This is a genomic window from Nocardia sp. NPDC051787 (assembly GCF_040681325.1).
Classification (GTDB): domain Bacteria; phylum Actinomycetota; class Actinomycetes; order Mycobacteriales; family Mycobacteriaceae; genus Nocardia.
Map to the genome: position 1 here is coordinate 73,890 of NZ_JBFAYO010000013.1, position 15,881 is coordinate 89,770.

Sequence of the window (15,881 nt, forward strand, 5' to 3'; positions counted from 1 at the left end):
AGACACCAGTGTCCGCACCGTGGTGTGATCCCGCGAGGACCTACTGCCCACAGATACGGACACACACTGTCGACTTGATCTCCGTCGTCCACCACCAGGAGACGAACGGTGCCGGACTCGTCGAGGGGTAGTCCAGTGCGCCGAAACCGCTGAGGCGGGTGGTCTCACCCTCCAGCGACCGGTGAACCCGAGGCTGGGCGCCAGTGGTCGGCACGATCCAGTCCCGCTGTCACCGGTCCTCGCTCGTGGTGACCGCGCGTTCGATGCGGTGTGCGATGGCGCGAAGTTGCGCGGCCAATTCCGGTGGCTCGTGTACCCGGAAATCCGCTCCTAGCCCGAGTAGCCGGTGTGCCAGCCATTCCGGCGAGTCGTCCCGGACGGCATCGATGCGGCAGGAGCGCTCATCGATCGCGACTACCTCGCCCGGCCCATCGCCCAGCCGTCCCGCGACGCGGTCGGCCGGGGCATCGATGGTCAGGCGAAGACGGAATGCCGGTGTGCCCCAGTCGGTTCGGCTCCCCACGACGTAAGCGGCGGCGTCGTCGGCAGGTAGGGCGCGCGGGGTGAAGCGCGCGGCGGTGGGCTGCGGACGGGAGATCCGGTCGACGCGATAGACCCGCCAGTCGGCGCGGTCGAGGTCGTAGCCGAGCAGGTACCACCGCCGCCGGGCGGGCACCAAGCCCATGGGCTCGGCATTGCGGCGGGTCTCGGTGCCCGCCTCGTCGCGATAGGCGAAACGCACACGCTCCCGGTTGGTCACGGTCACGGCGAGTGTGGCGAGTACTTCGGGGTCCACCGCGGGGGCGTGGTCGATGGACGGCATAAGGGCAGTGCCCAGCACTCGCACCCTGCGCCGCAATTTCGCGGGCAGCACCTGCTCCAGTTTGGCCAGGGCCCGGACCGAGGCTTCCTCGATACCGGCCACGGCGGACCCGGCCGCGGCGCGCAACCCGATTGCGATGGCGACCGCCTCGTCGTCCTCGACCAGCAGCGGCGGCATGGCCGCCCCCGCCACCAGTCGGTAGCCGCCCGCCGCGCCCAGTGTCGCGGTCACCGGATAGCCCAGTTCGCGCAGGCGGTCGATATCGCGGCGCACCGTGCGGTCGGTGACGCCGAGGCGTTCGGCCAGTTCGCTGCCCGGCCATTCGCGCGGAGTCTGCAGCAGCGACAGGAGGCGGAGCAATCGAGCAGGGGTGTCGTTCATAGGTTCAGGATGGCAAAAATCTAGGACCTGAATGGTCCTAGATACTCCCTACCGTCGTCGTAGTAGTAACGCAGGACCGACCGGCAAGGAGCCGTATCGATGACCACCGACATCCGCCCGTTCCGCATCGCGATCCCGCAGGCCGACCTGGATGACCTGCACGACCGGCTCGCCCGCACCCGCTGGTCGGCCCAGCTGCCGGGGACGGGGTGGGATCGCGGCGTGCCGGTCGACTACCTGCGCGAGCTGGCCGAGTACTGGCGGACCGGATTCGACTGGCGCGCGCGGGAGGCGGCGCTCAACGAGTTCCCGCAGTTCATCACGAATATCGACGGCCTCGACGTGCATTTCCTGCACGTTCGCTCGCCGGAGCCGGACGCCACGCCGCTGATCCTCACCCACGGCTGGCCGAACTCGTTCGTCGAATTCACCGAGACCATCGGCCTGCTGGCCGATCCGCGCGCGCATGGTCTCGACCCGGCGCAGGCCTTCCACGTCGTTGTGCCTTCGGTCCCGGGCTTCGCGTTCTCCGCGGGACCGCGCGAGCCGGGCATGACACCGGGAAAAGTAGCCGAGATGTGGCTGGTGTTGCTGGACCGGCTCGGCTACCGGCGCTTCGGCGCGCAGGGCGGCGATCTCGGCGCCTACGTCGCGCCCGAACTCGCCATCGCCGCACCGGACCGGGTGATCGGCGTGCACCTCGACGGCGGCATCGGGATGCCGAGCGAGGCCGACGTGCCCACCATGACACCTGACGAACGCGCCGAGTGGGACCTCATGCAGACGTGGATGACCGGCGTGAACCATCACCTGCTGCTGCACGACGCTCCGCAGACCTTCGCACATGCCTGGACCGACTCCCCGGTCGGTTTGCTCGCCTGGCTGATGCAGAAGTTCACCGAGTTCGCCCCGCTCGCCGACCGCGTCGAGGACGTGATCAGCCGTGACCACCTGCTGACCAACATCAGCCTGTACTGGTTCACCAACACCGCGGCCGCGTCGTCCTGGCCGATGTACAACGGGCTCGGCGACGGCGGTTTCGCCTGGCCGAAAGGCCAGAAGCTGGTGCCGACCGGTACCTACGGCGGCGGCTCCGCGCTCATGCGGCGGCTCGCCGAACGGGACAACTCCATCGTGCACTGGCCGGAGGGCAACACCGGCAACCACTTCGTGGCGATGGAATGCCCGGACCAGCACGCCGCGGACATCCGAACGTTCTTCGCCCTGCTGCGCTGAGCGCGGAGGAGACGTCGAAGGCTGCGGGCTTCGCCCCACCGCAACTGCGAAGTTCTGTTTCGCGGCTTCGGAGTTGCGGTGCGGGGCAGAGAGCCCCGGTTCCGGCATCTCGGTGACATTCCCCGGGTTATCCTGAATATTCATGCGTTCCGTAACTCATTGTCCGAAATATTTCCGGTACTTATTCGGGTCGGCGAGCCTGATTGATCGGATGCGGTCTGAGGTCTGAATCGGAGTGACCCGATGCTCGCTGGTGAATTGGGCAGGACAATCGCTGGAATGCTGCGTCGGCTGAACCGTGGAATCGACGATGCGAGTGGAATTCTGCGTCGTGATCTGGAGGAAGTAGCCGAAGGAGTTCGCGCGACCAGAGTGTTCGCGGAAACCGACGCGGTGAACTCACGCACACTCGAGGGGGTTGGAGTCGGCAATGAAAAACCCATGCTGGACAACGGAAAGTTCGACGTAACCGAATACCGGTGGCCGGACCCGCCGGAGCGGGTTTCCACGCCGGAGAATGCCCCGCTGCTGATCGCGGACGAATTCGAAAGGATTTTGCAAGAGGGCGGCCATGCGAGGTGGGCGAACTATGACCCCGGAGCATTTCGACATGATCTGCGAACGTTCGAAAGGTGGCTGAGAACAGAGGGTCCGCTTGCTCCGCTGAACCAGCATTACGGTCTGAACTGCTGGGAGATGACCTGCTATGCCGCCGCTAGAGCGGGGGTCCTGGATAAACCCGCCCTCCGTGAGTTGCTCGATCCGCCGAGAGATCCCAATGGAAGATTCGGGAAGGGTGTGCTGGACTCTTGGCTGAACCGAATGGGAGACCGGCTCATTCCGGGCGAGCGGAGTATTTACACAGGAGAGCTGGGTGGCCCGCGGCCGCAACGTGGTGATCTGGTCATGTGGGGCCGAGACGCCCTCCACGTCTCGATGGCCACGGGGCGTATGGGCTCGGATGGATCTCCCGAGGTGTATTCGTTTTGGCCTCCGCCAAAGCATGAAGTGGTGCATGACCCGGCCACCGACACGTATTCCAGAGTGACGGATACGGTTCAGTTGACGACCGTCGACGAGTTGTCGCGGGTCACCTATAACTCCGAACTCATCATTCCGCCCGGGACCGAGATCATATTCGGCCGGGGCCCCTGGTAACCGCGGCGATCGTGGCGCGGCCGGCCCTCTTGGCTACTGCCGCCGCGCCTCGGCTTCGCGTAGGCCATGGAGGTTTACATAGGTTGGCGGGGTGTGCGAGGCGTAAAGCGAGTGTCCGGAGTTCGAGACTTGGCAGGGCTATGGAGTTGCCGGGGCCGGTGCGGGTCCGGCGCCATTCGGACCGGGCGCGGCCGGAGCCGGGGGAGCCGGTGCGGGTGCGGGAGCCGGGAACGGCACCGTGAAGAGGCCGACCGTGGGTGTCATCACACAGTGCGCGAACGGGTAGTCGATGATGCCCCACATCGAGGCCAGCACCGTGCCCGGACCGCTGTCGACCGTCTTGGACAGCGACGGCAAGCGGTATTCGGTCACGTCGTCGAGCGGGGTGATGCCGCTCGCGCCGGTGTTCACGTTGACCCACGCGACGACGAGCCCGGAGGCCAGCGGCGCGCCGGGGTGCGAAGGGGTGGCGCTGAACCGCAGCGCACCGGGCGGGACGTTCAGGTCACGGGCATTGCCGGATCCATCGGTGGTCGCGGCGGCGATGATCGTGGTGATCGGCCCGTTGCTGCCGCAGCCGAAGGTGGGCGCGGCGTAGGCGAAGGGGGTGAAGACGCTGGAGACGTCACGCAGGTTGGCGGCGTCGACCAAGGTGGCGTACCGGGTGAGCGCGGCGACGCCTTCTTGCGCGGCCGGGTCGGATCCGGCGGTCTCGGTCAGGTGGGCCAAGCCCGTGTCCACGGGCGCTGGGGTCTGCTCGGCGGCGGCCGGGACGGCGAAAGTCAGAACCGTGCCGATGCCGAGGGATGCCGCGACCGCCGCGGCGCGTGCGATGGTCCTGCCGTTCACTCGTTCTCCTCGGTACAAATCCTGCCTGGTCCCCGATCTCCGAGCAGCAACGTACCAGGTCCCCGGTTCCTTCGTGCTGGATAGTCGGGGCCCGCCTTCACTGATATCGGCGTGCGGCCGGGCTACGTCCGCTGTGCCTTCCTGCGGCGCCTTCCCTCCGGTCCGGCGTGGGACTGTGGCGGACTCCGTCCGGCTGTGCCCATGGAAGCCACTCGCGGACAGACCCATGCGTCCTCTCGGTGTGATCCAGTCGACAGTGGACGTTTCCCGCAGGGTACGTTTGACTCGGGACGAACGAGACACACAGGGAGCTACGTATGAAACTATCCTTGTCCCCCGACGACGTCGCCTTCCGCGACGAACTGCGAAAGTTCTATCGGACCGAGATCCCGGAGGGCATTCGCGAGCGCGTGCGCACCGGCCGTGAGTTGTCCCGCGAGGACTTCGTCACCGCGCACAAGATCCTCAACGACCACGGCCTGGCGGTGCCGAACTGGCCCGTCGAGTGGGGCGGCAAGGACTGGACGCCGATGCAGCGCCACATCTGGCAGGACGAGATGCAGCTCGCCTCGGTGCCGGAGCCGCTGACCTTCAACGCGCAGATGGTCGGCCCGGTGATCGCCCACTTCGGCTCCCAGCAGCTGAAGGAGCGTTTCCTGCCGCCGACCGCCGCGCTGGACATCTGGTGGTGCCAGGGCTTCTCCGAGCCGGACGCCGGCTCCGACCTGGCCGCGCTGCGCACCACCGCGGTCCGCGACGGTGATTCCTACATCGTGAACGGCCAGAAGATCTGGACCACGCTGGCCCAGTACGCCGACTGGATCTTCTGCCTGGTCCGCACCGACCCCAATGCGCCGAAGAAGCAGTCGGGCATTTCGTTCCTGCTGTTCGACGTGAAATCGCCCGGCGTGACCATCCGTCCGATCAAGCTGATCGACGGCGGGTACGAGGTGAACGAGGTCTTCTTCGAGAACGTCCGGGTGCCCGCCGATCAGCTGGTCGGCCAGGAGAACATGGGCTGGACCTACGCGAAGTTCCTGCTCGGCAACGAACGCACCGGCATCACCGGCGTCGGCCGCACCAAGGTCAAGATCGGCGTCGCGAAGCAGTACGCGGCGCAGGTCAAGTCCGGCAACGGAACGCTGCTGCAGGACCCGGTGTTCGCGGCGCGGGTCGCCGAGCTGGAGAACGAACTGCTCGCGCTGGAGCTCACCCAGCTGCGCGTGGTCTCCAACTCCTCGGACGGCAAACCGAATCCGGCTTCGTCGGTGCTGAAGCTGCGCGGCTCGGAGCTCCAGCAGGCAGCCACCGAGCTGCTGCTGGACATCGCTGGACCCGACGCGATCCCGGTGGAGGCGGACGACATCGCCTCGCCCGGCTGGGCGCAGCGCAGCGGCCCCGGCTACCTGAACTACCGCAAGACAACCATCTACGGAGGCTCCAGCGAGGTGCAGCGCACCATCATCGCCTCCACGATCCTCGGATTGTGAGGCGCCACCATGGATTTCGATCTCACCGATGAACAGGTCATGCTCCGCGACACGGTTCGCGACCTGCTCGCACGCACCTACGACGCCGAATCCCGGCTCAAGATCACTGATTCGGACCTGGGCTGGAGCCGCGACGTGTGGCGTCAGCTCGCCGAACTGGGCGTGCTCGGGCTGAGCTTCGCCGAGGAGGACGGCGGCGTCGGCGCCGGTCCGGTGGAGACCATGGTCGTGCTGGAAGAGGTCGGCCGCAGGCTCGCGCCCGAACCGATCCTGGACGCGGTGCTGGTGCCAGGCGGGCTGATCGCCGAGGCGGGCAGCGCCGAGCAGCGGCAGCGGATTCTGCCGGAGGTCGCCTCGGGCGCGAAACTGCTCGCGTTCGCCCACGCCGAGCCCGGGGTGCGCTGGCCGTCCACCGAACTGGCGACCATAGCCTCGGCACACGGTGACTCGTATGCATTGACCGGTGTCAAGAATCCCGTTCCGCACGGTGACTGCGCCGACGAGCTGGTGGTCAGCGCGGTATTGCCGGACGGCGCGGTGGGGTTGTTCCTGGTCGCGCCGGACGCGGCGGGCGTGGTCCGCAAGTCCTACCGCACGGTGGACGGCCAGCGCGGCGCGCAGCTGGAACTGACCGACGCGCCCGCCGAACGGCTCGGCGAGGGGGACGCGGCCGCAGCGATCGCCTCGGTGCTCACGCATGCGCAGGCGAGCCTCTGCGCGGAGTCGGTCGGCGCGATGGAAGAGGCGCTGCGGCTCACCACCGAGTACCTGAAGCAGCGCAAGCAGTTCGGTGTCACGCTGTCGAAGTTCCAGACGCTCACCCAGCGCGCGGCGAACATGTACGTCTCGCTGGAGCTGGCGCGCAGCATGAGCCTGTACGCCACGGCGTCACTGGTCGACGGCGCCGACGACCCGGTGATCGCCTCGCGGGCGCGGTTGCAGGTCGGCCGCGCGGCGCGCCACATCGGGCAGGAAGCGATCCAGATGCACGGCGGCATCGGCGTCACCGCCGAGTACCCCGTCGGTCACTACGTGGCCCGGCTGACCGCGATCGAGCGCACCCTCGGCGGTGGGCTCGAGCATTTGCGAGTGCTCAGTTCCCGAGTCGGCGACTACGAGCTGCCCGAGCTGTAGAACCGTGCGGTGGTGCGCGTTTCGCGCGCACCACCGCGGGTCACTCGTCTTCGTCTCGCGCCGTGGTGGTTCTGCGCTGCGTGGCGGTCGGCTCGTCGGATGGTTCGGCCGCACGCGTGGTGGCCGGGGGTCGCGTGTCCTCGGGCGGCGCGGCGTGCGCGGGGTCGTCGGCTCGGCCGGAGGGGTCGGCGGAGGTGCTGGTGATGAAACCCGCGAATGGTGTTGCGCGCTGCTGGTTGTACGGCGCGACCTTCCAGGTCGGCGAGGGCGGGATGATCACCTTGGGGGTCGTCGGGCCGGTGGTGTCCTCCTGGACGACCGGCTCGGCATGCTGACCCGCCTTCAGCGGCGGCGGCGGGACATAGGTGTCGTGCTTGCCGACCCCGCACGCGCCGATCAGGACGAGTCCGATGGAAACCGCTCCCGCGGCGATCGCCGGACCGGCGATCTTGGCCCTGCTGCTCTCCATCGGTGACACTCCTCGTGTGTTTGACGTCTTCCCGGCCTGCAGGCCGGGATTCCTGGCTGTTCTACGCGATAGTCAGGGGTTCCTGTTTCACGGACCGGCCGGCGCCGAGGTCTCCGCAGGCTGTCACCGCACGTCCTGCGGCGAGAATGTTCTGGGCCGCGTTCACGTCCGCGTTCGCGCTGTGTCCGCAGCGGGTGCACCGGAATACCGCTTGGCTCTCGCGGCTTGCCGGGTCCACACTGCGGCAGCGCGAACATGTTTGCGAGGTGTATGCGGCTGAGACCTTCACAATCCCAGTACCGGTGTACCGGGCCGCGTAGGTGAGAGCGAGCTCGAACCGATGCCAACCCTTGCCGAGGATGGCGCGGTTCAACGCCGCTTTCCGAGCGACGTTGCGACCGGGTTCGGCGATGCTGCCCTTCGCGCTGGCAGTCATGCCTTTGATAGCGAGATTTTCGAGCACAACCAGGCCGTGGCGGGTGGCCAGCCGGTTGGCGACCTGCCTGGCGAAGTCGCCGCGCCGGTCCGTTTCCCGCCGCTTCAACGTCCGCAGGGCAGCAATGGTCTTGCGCCGGTTGGTGCTGTTTTTCTTCTGCCGTGCGAGCTGCTGCTGCAGCCTGCGGTAACGCTTGCGCTCACCGCGTGTGCTGAATTGCCGGTCATGAATGGTGCCGTCCGAGCAGGCGACGGCGACGGCGACTCCACGATCCACACCGACCGCGCTGGCGCTGGGATGCTGTCTGGGTGTCTGCTTGCCGTCCTCGACCAGGAACGACACGTACCAGTGCGCGCCGTCGCGGGACAGCGTGGCCGACCGGATCGCGCCGCCGAGCGGGCGGGACCAGTGCAACCGCACCCACCCCAGCTTCGGCAGCTTTGCCCTGCCCCATCGGCGGCCCAGCCGCTCGACGGAGATCTTGTTGCCTTCCGGGAACCGGAACGACGGCCGCCAACCCCTCGCAGATCGCCACCGCACCTTCCAGGTGCCCCGTTCTCGGCACGCACGGTCCAGATCCATCAAGGTTTGCTGCAGGCAATGCCCAGGAGCATCGGCCAACCACGGATGCTCGACCTTCGCCGCGGCCAGTTGCCCGGCCTGCTGGCGATAGTTGATCCAGACACCCCGGCGCCGGTACTCCCGGCGCTGCTCCAGCCCGGTATTCCACACCGCGCGACACGTACCGCCGATCAGCTCGGCATACTGCGCCTGAGTCTCGCTCAGAGCCAGGCGATAACGGCGACCGGTCAACACATCCCGAACCCTAACTTGTGGCATCGACAACCACAGACCTGACGCGCTACCCCACCCTGAAGAACAGGGGATGCGCGCTACCTCTCGCATGGAGTGGACTCACCTTACTCATGGCGTGTCGGTGGAGCGAGTCGAGTGATCGCTGTGAATGCGCGGACGACGCATTCAAAAAGCTGATAATTCAGATATCGAATTGGTCTCGTCGGCGTGTCGCGGACACGTGTCGCTATCTTCCGGCGTCCCGGAGTCGTAGCGTGTGTGAGCAAAGTTACGCGTGAGACGCCGGTATCGGGCTGAGAGACACGTTGTGTGAGAACGTGACAGTGGTTCTCTGACCGGCGTCATCGAGGAGTAGATGATGGGAGCTTACTCGACAGCGTCCCGGCGTGGTTCATCCCGCGCCGCGGAAGATGCGGTGTCGGCAACTGCGCAGCATCTGGCGTCGAATCGGCAGGCGCGCACGCTGTCCACGATTCTGTCGCGGACACTTGCCTGGCTGATCTTCATCGGCGGAATAGTCGGGGCGGTGCTCGGCATCGCGGGCCTGCACGTCGAAATCACCGTGGCCGGACTCATTCTCGCGTGCACCGCGGGGCTGGTCCTGCTCAAGCTCCGTGCGGGTGGTGGCGAAGCCGACTGACCCGCCCGGTTCCCGTGCTGGTGCGAAAAATCAGGGTGCGCAACACTTTAGGTGCCTACCGTGATCTGTATGAGGATCGAGATCACCACCGACGCCACCGAGTTCCGCTCGCGCGCCGAGTCGTTCCTGCTGCGTGATCCATGGCGCCACACCGTGATCACCACCAGCATCGCCAATCACGTCACCGGGATCGATGCCTCGGCGGAGCTGTCGCGATTCCTTTCCGTCCACGACGAGGACGCTTCGGTGATCGGCGCCGCCATGCGGGTGGCGGACCGCGACGTGTATCTCGGTGAGCTACCGCCCGACAGCATCGCCGCGGTGGCCAGGGCGCTGGCCGAAGTCGTTCCCGAGAGCGCGGGTGTCGAGGGGATCGTCGGTGACGCGACCGCCTTCGCCCAGCAGTGGTGTGCGCTGCTCGGCACGGGATTTCATCGGTCCTACGTCACCAGGCTGCACCGCCTCGGCGCCCTGCGGATCCCGGACGTCGCCGGAAACCCGCGCCAGGCGGCGGAATCCGACGTCGCGCTGTGCGCGCAATGGATGGCGGCGATGACCCTCGGCTTCCACCCGACCCACGACTTCGCGCACTACGTCTTCGATTAGAAACTCGGTCCCATCGGGGAGAAGTGCTCGCTCAGTTCAGCGGCGCCGAGTTCCACCAGTTCATGAACTCGGCGTCGGTGGCGATGAAGCCGGTGCTGTACATGAGCATGGCCGCTCGGCGCTGGTCGCCGGGGAACGCGGTGACCATGCGTGGGCGCAGGTTGCGGCTGTCGCGCAGGGTGTAGTTCGTGTAGGTGTGGCCGCTGTTGTTGGTGGCGGTGGCGCGATCGTTGGCGGGCAAGGCGTCCAGCACGGCCTGCGCGTCGGCGGGGGAGCCGTAGAGGTAGAAGTCGAAGGCCGCCTTGTTCGGTCCGCCGAAGCAGCTCCACATCAGCACCCAGGCGCCCAGATCGGGGTCCTCGTGATCGGGAGTCACTTCATCCGGCTCGTGGGCGAAGCAGCCCGCCTTGTTGTATCCGGTACCGGCGTGCACCAAGGTGTCAGCCGTGGTCTCGGGCAGCATGTCCGGAAACGCGGCGCTCAGTGCCGCGGCGCGGGCACCGGTCGTGGCGCGATCCGTGGTGGCCGCAGTGGTCGTCGCCGGAACGGTCGTGGTCGGACGGCCGCTGGTCGAGGGCACGGTGTTCTGGGCGCGCACCGTGGTCGTGGGACTGGTGGAACCGGAGGATCCGGTGTCGTCGAGCACCGCCTTGATGACGAGGGCGATCAGGCCGAGCACCAGCAGCATGCCGATCCACCCGCCTACCGAGGCATGCCAGCGGGAACGTCGCACCGGGCCGAGATAGGCGCGTGCCGCCCGCCGACCCGCCGACGAATCGCTCTGGAGGGCAGGGCGATTCGTCGGAGGAGGCGGCTGCCACGATTGCCCTGCCGGCGGGTCCCACTGGGGAGCAGGGTGATTCGTGGGAGGCGGCGGCTGCCGCGACGCGGGCGCCGTCAGTGCCTGCCATGCCGCGGCGGCGAATTCGGTACAGGAGTCGAATCGGTCGGCCGGGTACTTGGCCATGGCCTTGGCCAGCACCGCGTCCAGCGCCACCGGCAGTCCCGGACGTAGCCCGCTGACCGGTGGCGGCGGTGCGCTGAGATGTCCCTGGATCACCGCGACCGGATTGGTGGCGTCGAACGGCAGCGTGCCGGTCAGCAGCCGAAACAGCGTGCAAGCCAGAGAGTACTGATCGGCCCGATGATCCAGCACGGCCCCGGACAACTGCTCCGGCGCCGCGTAGGCCAGGGTGGCGGTGAAGGTGCCGGTCTGGGTGAGCCGTCCGGTGTCGTCCCGGAACCGAGCGATGCCGAAGTCGGTGAGGTAGACGCGCTCTGGCCCGCCATCGGCGCGTTCGAGCAGAATGTTCGCCGGTTTCACGTCGCGGTGCAGCACGCCGCGGCTGTGCGCGAAGTCCAGCGCCTTGGCGGTCTCGGCGATGATCTGCACCGCCCGGTGCGGCGGAAGCGTCCGCGCCTCCACCGCGGCGGCATCGGTGCCATCGATGTACCGCATGCAGATCCACAGCCGTTCGCCCTCGACGCCGCGGTCGAACACCGTGACGATGTTCGGGTGGTCCAGCCGCGCGACGAGATCCGCTTCCCGCTCGAAGCGGGCGCGGATCTCCTTGTCGTGGAACAGCTCCGGGTTCAAGAGCTTCATCGCCGTCAGCCGGGGCAGCCGCGGATGCCGCGCCAGGTACACCGATCCCATCCCGCCGCGGCCGAGCAGGCGTTCGATGGTGTACCCGGCGAAAACCTCACCGGTGTGCAGCATGGGTCAGTTCAGCGGAGCCGAGCGCCACCAGCGCAGCAGCTCGTCGATCGTGGTGAAGCTGAAGCCGTCGGTGTACATCAGGAACTGGGCGCGATCCGGGTCGCCGGTGAACGCGGTGACCATCTTGGCGCCGTTATCGTTGTATTTGTAATTGGTGTAGGACTTTCCGCCATTGGTGTCGGTGGACTTGGCGGCCTGCGAGGGCAGCCCCTTCAGCACCGTCTGCACGTCGGCGGGCGTCTTGTAGGCGTAGATCCGGTAGTACGGATCGTCGTTGTTGCCGCCCTTGAAGCAGCGCCATTGCACGGCCCAGTCGCCGAAGTCCGGCTCGCCCTTGGACGGCGACGGCGGCGAACTCGATGAGGCCAGCCAGCACTCGGCGCCGTTGTAGCCGATCTCCTCGGTCTGGGATGCGGGCACCATCCGCGGGAACTCCGCGCCGACCGCTTCCGGGGTCGGGTCGACGATGTTCGGCTTGACCACCGAAGTAGTCGTCGGGCCTGCGTTGTTCGAGCCCGAATCGGAGACCGCGCCGATGATGCCGAGCGTCACCACGATCAACACGACGACGCCCACCGCGATGCCGATGATCAGACCGGTGTTCTTCTTGCCCGGCGGTCCGGCCGGGGGATGCATGCGCGCGCCGTGCGGCGGAGCGGCGAAGCCGGAGAACCCGGATTGCTGGGTGTAGGGATTGGTGGCTGTGGGCTGCGGCGCCGGGCCGGTGTGCGGAGTGGGGTTCACCAGCGTCGCGGGTGGCGGAGTCATCGGCGACGCCGTCGCGGCAAGCGAATTCGGTCCGCTGGTGTGCGGGCCGTTCACCTGGTAGCCGGGGCCGCTCACCTGGGACCCGTGCGCCACCGGGTGCGGCGTGCCGGTCGTCGGGATCTGCGGCCCGGTGGCCGGGCGCGGACCCATGGTCGGCTGCGGTGGACCCGTGACCGGCCGTGGACCGCCGACCACCGGCATCGACGGCACGCTCGGACTGGTCAGCGCCTGCTTGGCGGCCGCGGCGAACTCCGCGCAGCTGCCGTACCGGTCGTCGGGACGCTTGGCCATCGCTCTGGCGAGCACGTTGTCGAGCGCGTAGGGCAGTCCGGGCCGGACGCTGCTCAACGCGGGTGGCGCACCTTGCAAGTGCCCCTGGATGACCGCGGCCGGGTTGGTCGCCGAGAACGGGCCGGTGCCGGTGAACAGCCAGAACAGCGAGCAGGCCAGCGAATACTGGTCGGAGCGGTGGTCGAGCGCGGCGCCGGTGAGCTGTTCGGGTGAGGCGTAGGCGAGGGTCGCGGTGAAGGTGCCGGTCTGAGTGAGGTGACCGGTGTCGTCGCGCAGTCGCGCGATACCGAAGTCGGTGAGGTACACCCGCTCACCGCGCCCGGCGCTGGAGCGGGCCAGCAGGATGTTGGCGGGTTTCACGTCGCGGTGCAGCACGCCGTTGCCGTGCGCGTAGTCCAGCGCGTCGGCGGTCTCCTTGATGATCTGGACCGCGCGTTCTGGTGGCAGCGACAGCGGTTGCACCGAGGCGGCGTCGATGCCGTCGATGTACTGCATCGAAATCCACAGTTGCTCGTCCTCGAGCCCGCGGTCGTAGACCGTGACGATGTTCGGGTGATCGAGCTGGGCGACCAGATCCGCCTCCCGTTCGAACCGCGCCCGCACCTCCTTGTCGAAGAACATCTCCCGATTCAGCAGCTTCAGCGCGGTCATCCGCGGCAGCCGCGGATGTTTCGCCAGGTATACCGATCCCATGCCACCGCGGCCGAGTTGCCGCTCGATGACATAGCCGGCGAAAACGTCACCGCTGGCCAGCATGACTGCTCCACTTCCCGCCGCTCGCCGGGACCCACCGGCGAACAGGCGTACAGCATCAGAACGCGGTCCGAGATGGGCCGGACCACGGAAAACATCGAAACCTTAGCAGTAGTCGCGCGGCCGCCCGTCGCTCGTCGAGCGTGGCGACACACCGGCGGCGAACGGCGGCCCGGCCCGCTCGGCGGCGGGCGCGGCTCCGGTGGTTGCTGGTGCGGCCGCACGGCTGACCCGGGGCGCATGGGGAGATTGGGCAGCTCGATCATTCCGGGGTGAACGGGTCGGCGCGGCGGCGGGAAACTCGGGCGCGGTGGCGCGGGCGGCCGAGGCGGTTGCTGCGGCGTCGATTGGTGTGGCGCGGAGTGCCGTGGTGCGGTGTGCTGTGTTGGCGCGTTTCCATCGGCGTGGATACCGAGGTGCGGCGCGATGGGCTGCCCGGCGAGGGCGTGCTCGGCCGCGGCCGCGAATTCGGCGCAACTGGCGAACCGATCCGCGGGCCGCTTGGCCATAGCGTGGGCCAGCACCGGATCCAGCGCGGGCGGCAGGCCGGGACGCACCCGGCTCAGCACCGCGATCGGTGCGTACAGGTGACTGTTCACCACCGCCGCCGGGTGCGCGCCCGAGTACGGCGGTGCGCCGATGAGCATCCAGAACAGCATGCAGGCCAGCGAGTATTGATCGGCCCGGTCGTCCAGCGGCCGGCCGATCAGCTGTTCCGGCGCGCCGAACGCGAGCGTCGCGGTGATCGTGCCGGACGAGCGGATCGTGGTGTCGGCGCCGCGGATGCCCGCGATGCCGAAATCGGTGAGCAGCACCCGCTCCGGCTGCCCGATCGGCGCCTTGGCCAGCAGGATGTCGGCCGGTTTCACGTCGCGGTGCAGCACCTGGTTGGCGTGCGCGAAATCGAGTGCGGCGGCGGTGTCGGCGACGATCCGCACCGCGCGGGCGGGCGCGAGCACGTCGACGTCCGCGCAGGAGGCGTCCGCGCCGGGCACGTACTGCATAGAGATCCACAGCTGCTGGTCCTCGGCTCCTCGATCGAACACCGTGACGATGTTCGGATGATCCAGCCGCGCGACCAGATCGGCCTCGCGTTCGAAGCGGCGGCGGATCTCGGCGTCGGCGTACAGTTCGCGCTTCAGCAGCTTCAGGGCGGTCAGCCGCGGCAGCCGGGGATGCTGGGCCAGGTACACGGTGCCCATGCTGCCGTGGCCGAGCACACGTTCGATGACGTAGCCCGCGAAGACATCGCCGGTCTGCAACACCGTTACACACCCCCTTGTCGAGTCGAGCGCGCGGATACTAACCATGTATCTCGCCGGGCCGTCGGGATGCAACAGTCGCGGCGCGACTTCCGCTGTCGGTGGCACTGGTTACGCTGACCGCATGCGCATTGGAGCACATGTCCGGCTCGACAGCGACCCCATCGGCTTCGGCGAGAAACTGGGCGCCGATGTCATCCAGATGTTCGTGGTCGACCCCCAGAGCTGGGACAAACCCGCCCCGCACCCGCGGACCGAGGAGATCCTCGCCAGCCCGATCGAGGTCGTGGTGCACTCCTCCTATCAGATCAACGTGGCGAGCCTGAACAACCGGCTGCGCATGCCCTCGCGCAATGCGGTGGCGCAGCAGGCGAAGGCGGCCGCCGATCTCGGTGCGTTCGGCCTGGTGGTGCACGGCGGACACGTGCGCTCCGACGCCGAGCTGGAGACCGGAATCGACAACTGGCGCAAGCTGTTCGAGCGCCAGCAGGACAAGGGTGGTTTCGCGGTGCCGATCCTGATCGAGAACACCGCGGGCGGCAACCACGCCATGGCCAGGCACTTCGATTCCATCGCCCGGCTGTGGGACGCGGTCGGCGACTACGGCGCGGGGTTCTGCCTGGACACCTGCCACGCCTGGGCCGGCGGCGAGGAACTGATCGGCGTCGTCGACCGGATCAAGGCGATCACCGGCCGGATCGACCTGGTGCACTTGAACTCCTCCCGCGACGAGTTCAATTCCGGCGCCGACCGCCACGCCAACTTCGCCGACGGCACCATCGATCCACAGTTGCTGGCCGAAGTGTGCAAAATGGCGGGCGCTCCGGTGGTCCTGGAAACCCCTGCCGAGGGCGTCGCGGAGGATCTGGCCTACTTGCGCGAACACTGTGCTTGATTCGCAGCGCCTGCGGCGCTGCGTTCTCGCGGCCCCGGGAACTTTCGCGTCCGAGCGGGCGAGACTCGCGCCTGCGGCCCATGCGCTTCGTCCACTCGGACGCGAGACGGGCCGCGAACGGTGCCCGTAAGACTCGTACCCGGTGGGGCAGTGT

At 67.8% G+C, this 15,881-nt stretch carries 14 protein-coding genes; 7 read left to right on the top strand and 7 right to left on the bottom strand.

Translation table 11 applies throughout. The features are described 5' to 3' along the window. Positions 1 to 229 precede the first annotated feature (229 nt). Entirely contained in the window at positions 230 to 1,204 is a 975-nt protein-coding gene (locus AB0M45_RS16085) for a YafY family protein (RefSeq protein ID WP_364328718.1), read from the bottom strand. A gap of 99 nt (positions 1,205 to 1,303) precedes the next feature. On the opposite strand from AB0M45_RS16085, the gene AB0M45_RS16090 reads away from it, so the two are divergent. Both AB0M45_RS16090 and AB0M45_RS16095 read left to right on the top strand, forming a co-directional pair. Next, positions 1,304 to 2,440, top strand: a complete 1,137-nt coding sequence (locus AB0M45_RS16090) for an epoxide hydrolase (protein WP_364328721.1) — start codon at positions 1,304 to 1,306, stop codon at positions 2,438 to 2,440. Between the two features lie 279 nt (positions 2,441 to 2,719). Beyond that, complete coding sequence (locus AB0M45_RS16095; RefSeq protein ID WP_364328724.1) at positions 2,720 to 3,598, top strand: hypothetical protein; 879 nt, start codon at positions 2,720 to 2,722, stop codon at positions 3,596 to 3,598. A 138-nt stretch (positions 3,599 to 3,736) separates the two neighbouring features. Here the strand turns inward: AB0M45_RS16095 and AB0M45_RS16100 are convergent, their stop codons facing one another. Further along, complete coding sequence (locus tag AB0M45_RS16100; RefSeq protein ID WP_364328727.1) at positions 3,737 to 4,447, bottom strand: hypothetical protein; 711 nt, start codon at positions 4,445 to 4,447, stop codon at positions 3,737 to 3,739. 317 nt (positions 4,448 to 4,764) lie between these two features. Between AB0M45_RS16100 and AB0M45_RS16105 the strand changes: the two genes are divergently transcribed. Further along, positions 4,765 to 5,937, top strand: a complete 1,173-nt coding sequence (locus AB0M45_RS16105) for an acyl-CoA dehydrogenase family protein (RefSeq protein ID WP_364328730.1) — start codon at positions 4,765 to 4,767, stop codon at positions 5,935 to 5,937. A gap of 9 nt (positions 5,938 to 5,946) precedes the next feature. Next, on the top strand, positions 5,947 to 7,071 hold the full coding sequence (locus AB0M45_RS16110) for an acyl-CoA dehydrogenase family protein (RefSeq protein ID WP_364328733.1): 1,125 nt from the start codon (positions 5,947 to 5,949) through the stop codon (positions 7,069 to 7,071). Positions 7,072 to 7,111: 40 nt separating this feature from the next. On the opposite strand, the gene AB0M45_RS16115 is transcribed toward AB0M45_RS16110, so the two are convergent. Together AB0M45_RS16115 and AB0M45_RS16120 are read right to left on the bottom strand one after the other, a co-directional pair. Further along, positions 7,112 to 7,540, bottom strand: coding sequence for a hypothetical protein (locus tag AB0M45_RS16115; protein ID WP_364328736.1), 429 nt, complete (start codon positions 7,538 to 7,540; stop codon positions 7,112 to 7,114). A 61-nt stretch (positions 7,541 to 7,601) separates the two neighbouring features. After that, the gene (locus tag AB0M45_RS16120; RefSeq protein WP_364328739.1) at positions 7,602 to 8,792 is read right to left on the bottom strand and encodes a transposase; all 1,191 of its coding nucleotides are present in this window, start codon (positions 8,790 to 8,792) and stop codon (positions 7,602 to 7,604) included. A gap of 415 nt (positions 8,793 to 9,207) precedes the next feature. Between AB0M45_RS16120 and AB0M45_RS16125 the strand changes: the two genes are divergently transcribed. Then, positions 9,208 to 9,432 carry a hypothetical protein gene (locus AB0M45_RS16125; RefSeq protein WP_364328742.1) on the top strand — a complete coding sequence of 75 codons (225 nt, stop codon included), beginning with the start codon at positions 9,208 to 9,210 and terminating at the stop codon, positions 9,430 to 9,432. A 69-nt stretch (positions 9,433 to 9,501) separates the two neighbouring features. Continuing rightward, entirely contained in the window at positions 9,502 to 10,038 is a 537-nt protein-coding gene (locus tag AB0M45_RS16130) for a hypothetical protein (RefSeq protein WP_364328745.1), read from the top strand. 31 nt (positions 10,039 to 10,069) lie between these two features. Here AB0M45_RS16130 and AB0M45_RS16135 read toward each other — a convergent pair whose 3' ends face one another. The 3 genes from AB0M45_RS16135 to AB0M45_RS16145 are packed head-to-tail and all read right to left on the bottom strand — an operon-like array spanning position 10,070 to position 14,940. Continuing rightward, the gene (locus tag AB0M45_RS16135) at positions 10,070 to 11,758 is read right to left on the bottom strand and encodes a serine/threonine-protein kinase (protein ID WP_364328748.1); all 1,689 of its coding nucleotides are present in this window, start codon (positions 11,756 to 11,758) and stop codon (positions 10,070 to 10,072) included. Between the two features lie 3 nt (positions 11,759 to 11,761). Continuing rightward, a complete protein-coding gene (locus AB0M45_RS16140) occupies positions 11,762 to 13,573 on the bottom strand; it encodes a protein kinase (protein WP_364328751.1) in 1,812 nt (603 codons plus the stop codon). Next, the gene (locus AB0M45_RS16145; protein WP_364328754.1) at positions 13,465 to 14,940 is read right to left on the bottom strand and encodes a serine/threonine-protein kinase; all 1,476 of its coding nucleotides are present in this window, start codon (positions 14,938 to 14,940) and stop codon (positions 13,465 to 13,467) included. Before AB0M45_RS16145 ends, AB0M45_RS16140 begins: the two co-directional genes overlap by 109 nt. 16 nt (positions 14,941 to 14,956) lie before the next feature. Here AB0M45_RS16145 and AB0M45_RS16150 point away from each other — a divergent pair, with 16 nt between their 5' ends. After that, the gene (locus AB0M45_RS16150) at positions 14,957 to 15,727 is read left to right on the top strand and encodes a deoxyribonuclease IV (RefSeq protein WP_364328757.1); all 771 of its coding nucleotides are present in this window, start codon (positions 14,957 to 14,959) and stop codon (positions 15,725 to 15,727) included. Positions 15,728 to 15,881: the final 154 nt, after the last annotated feature.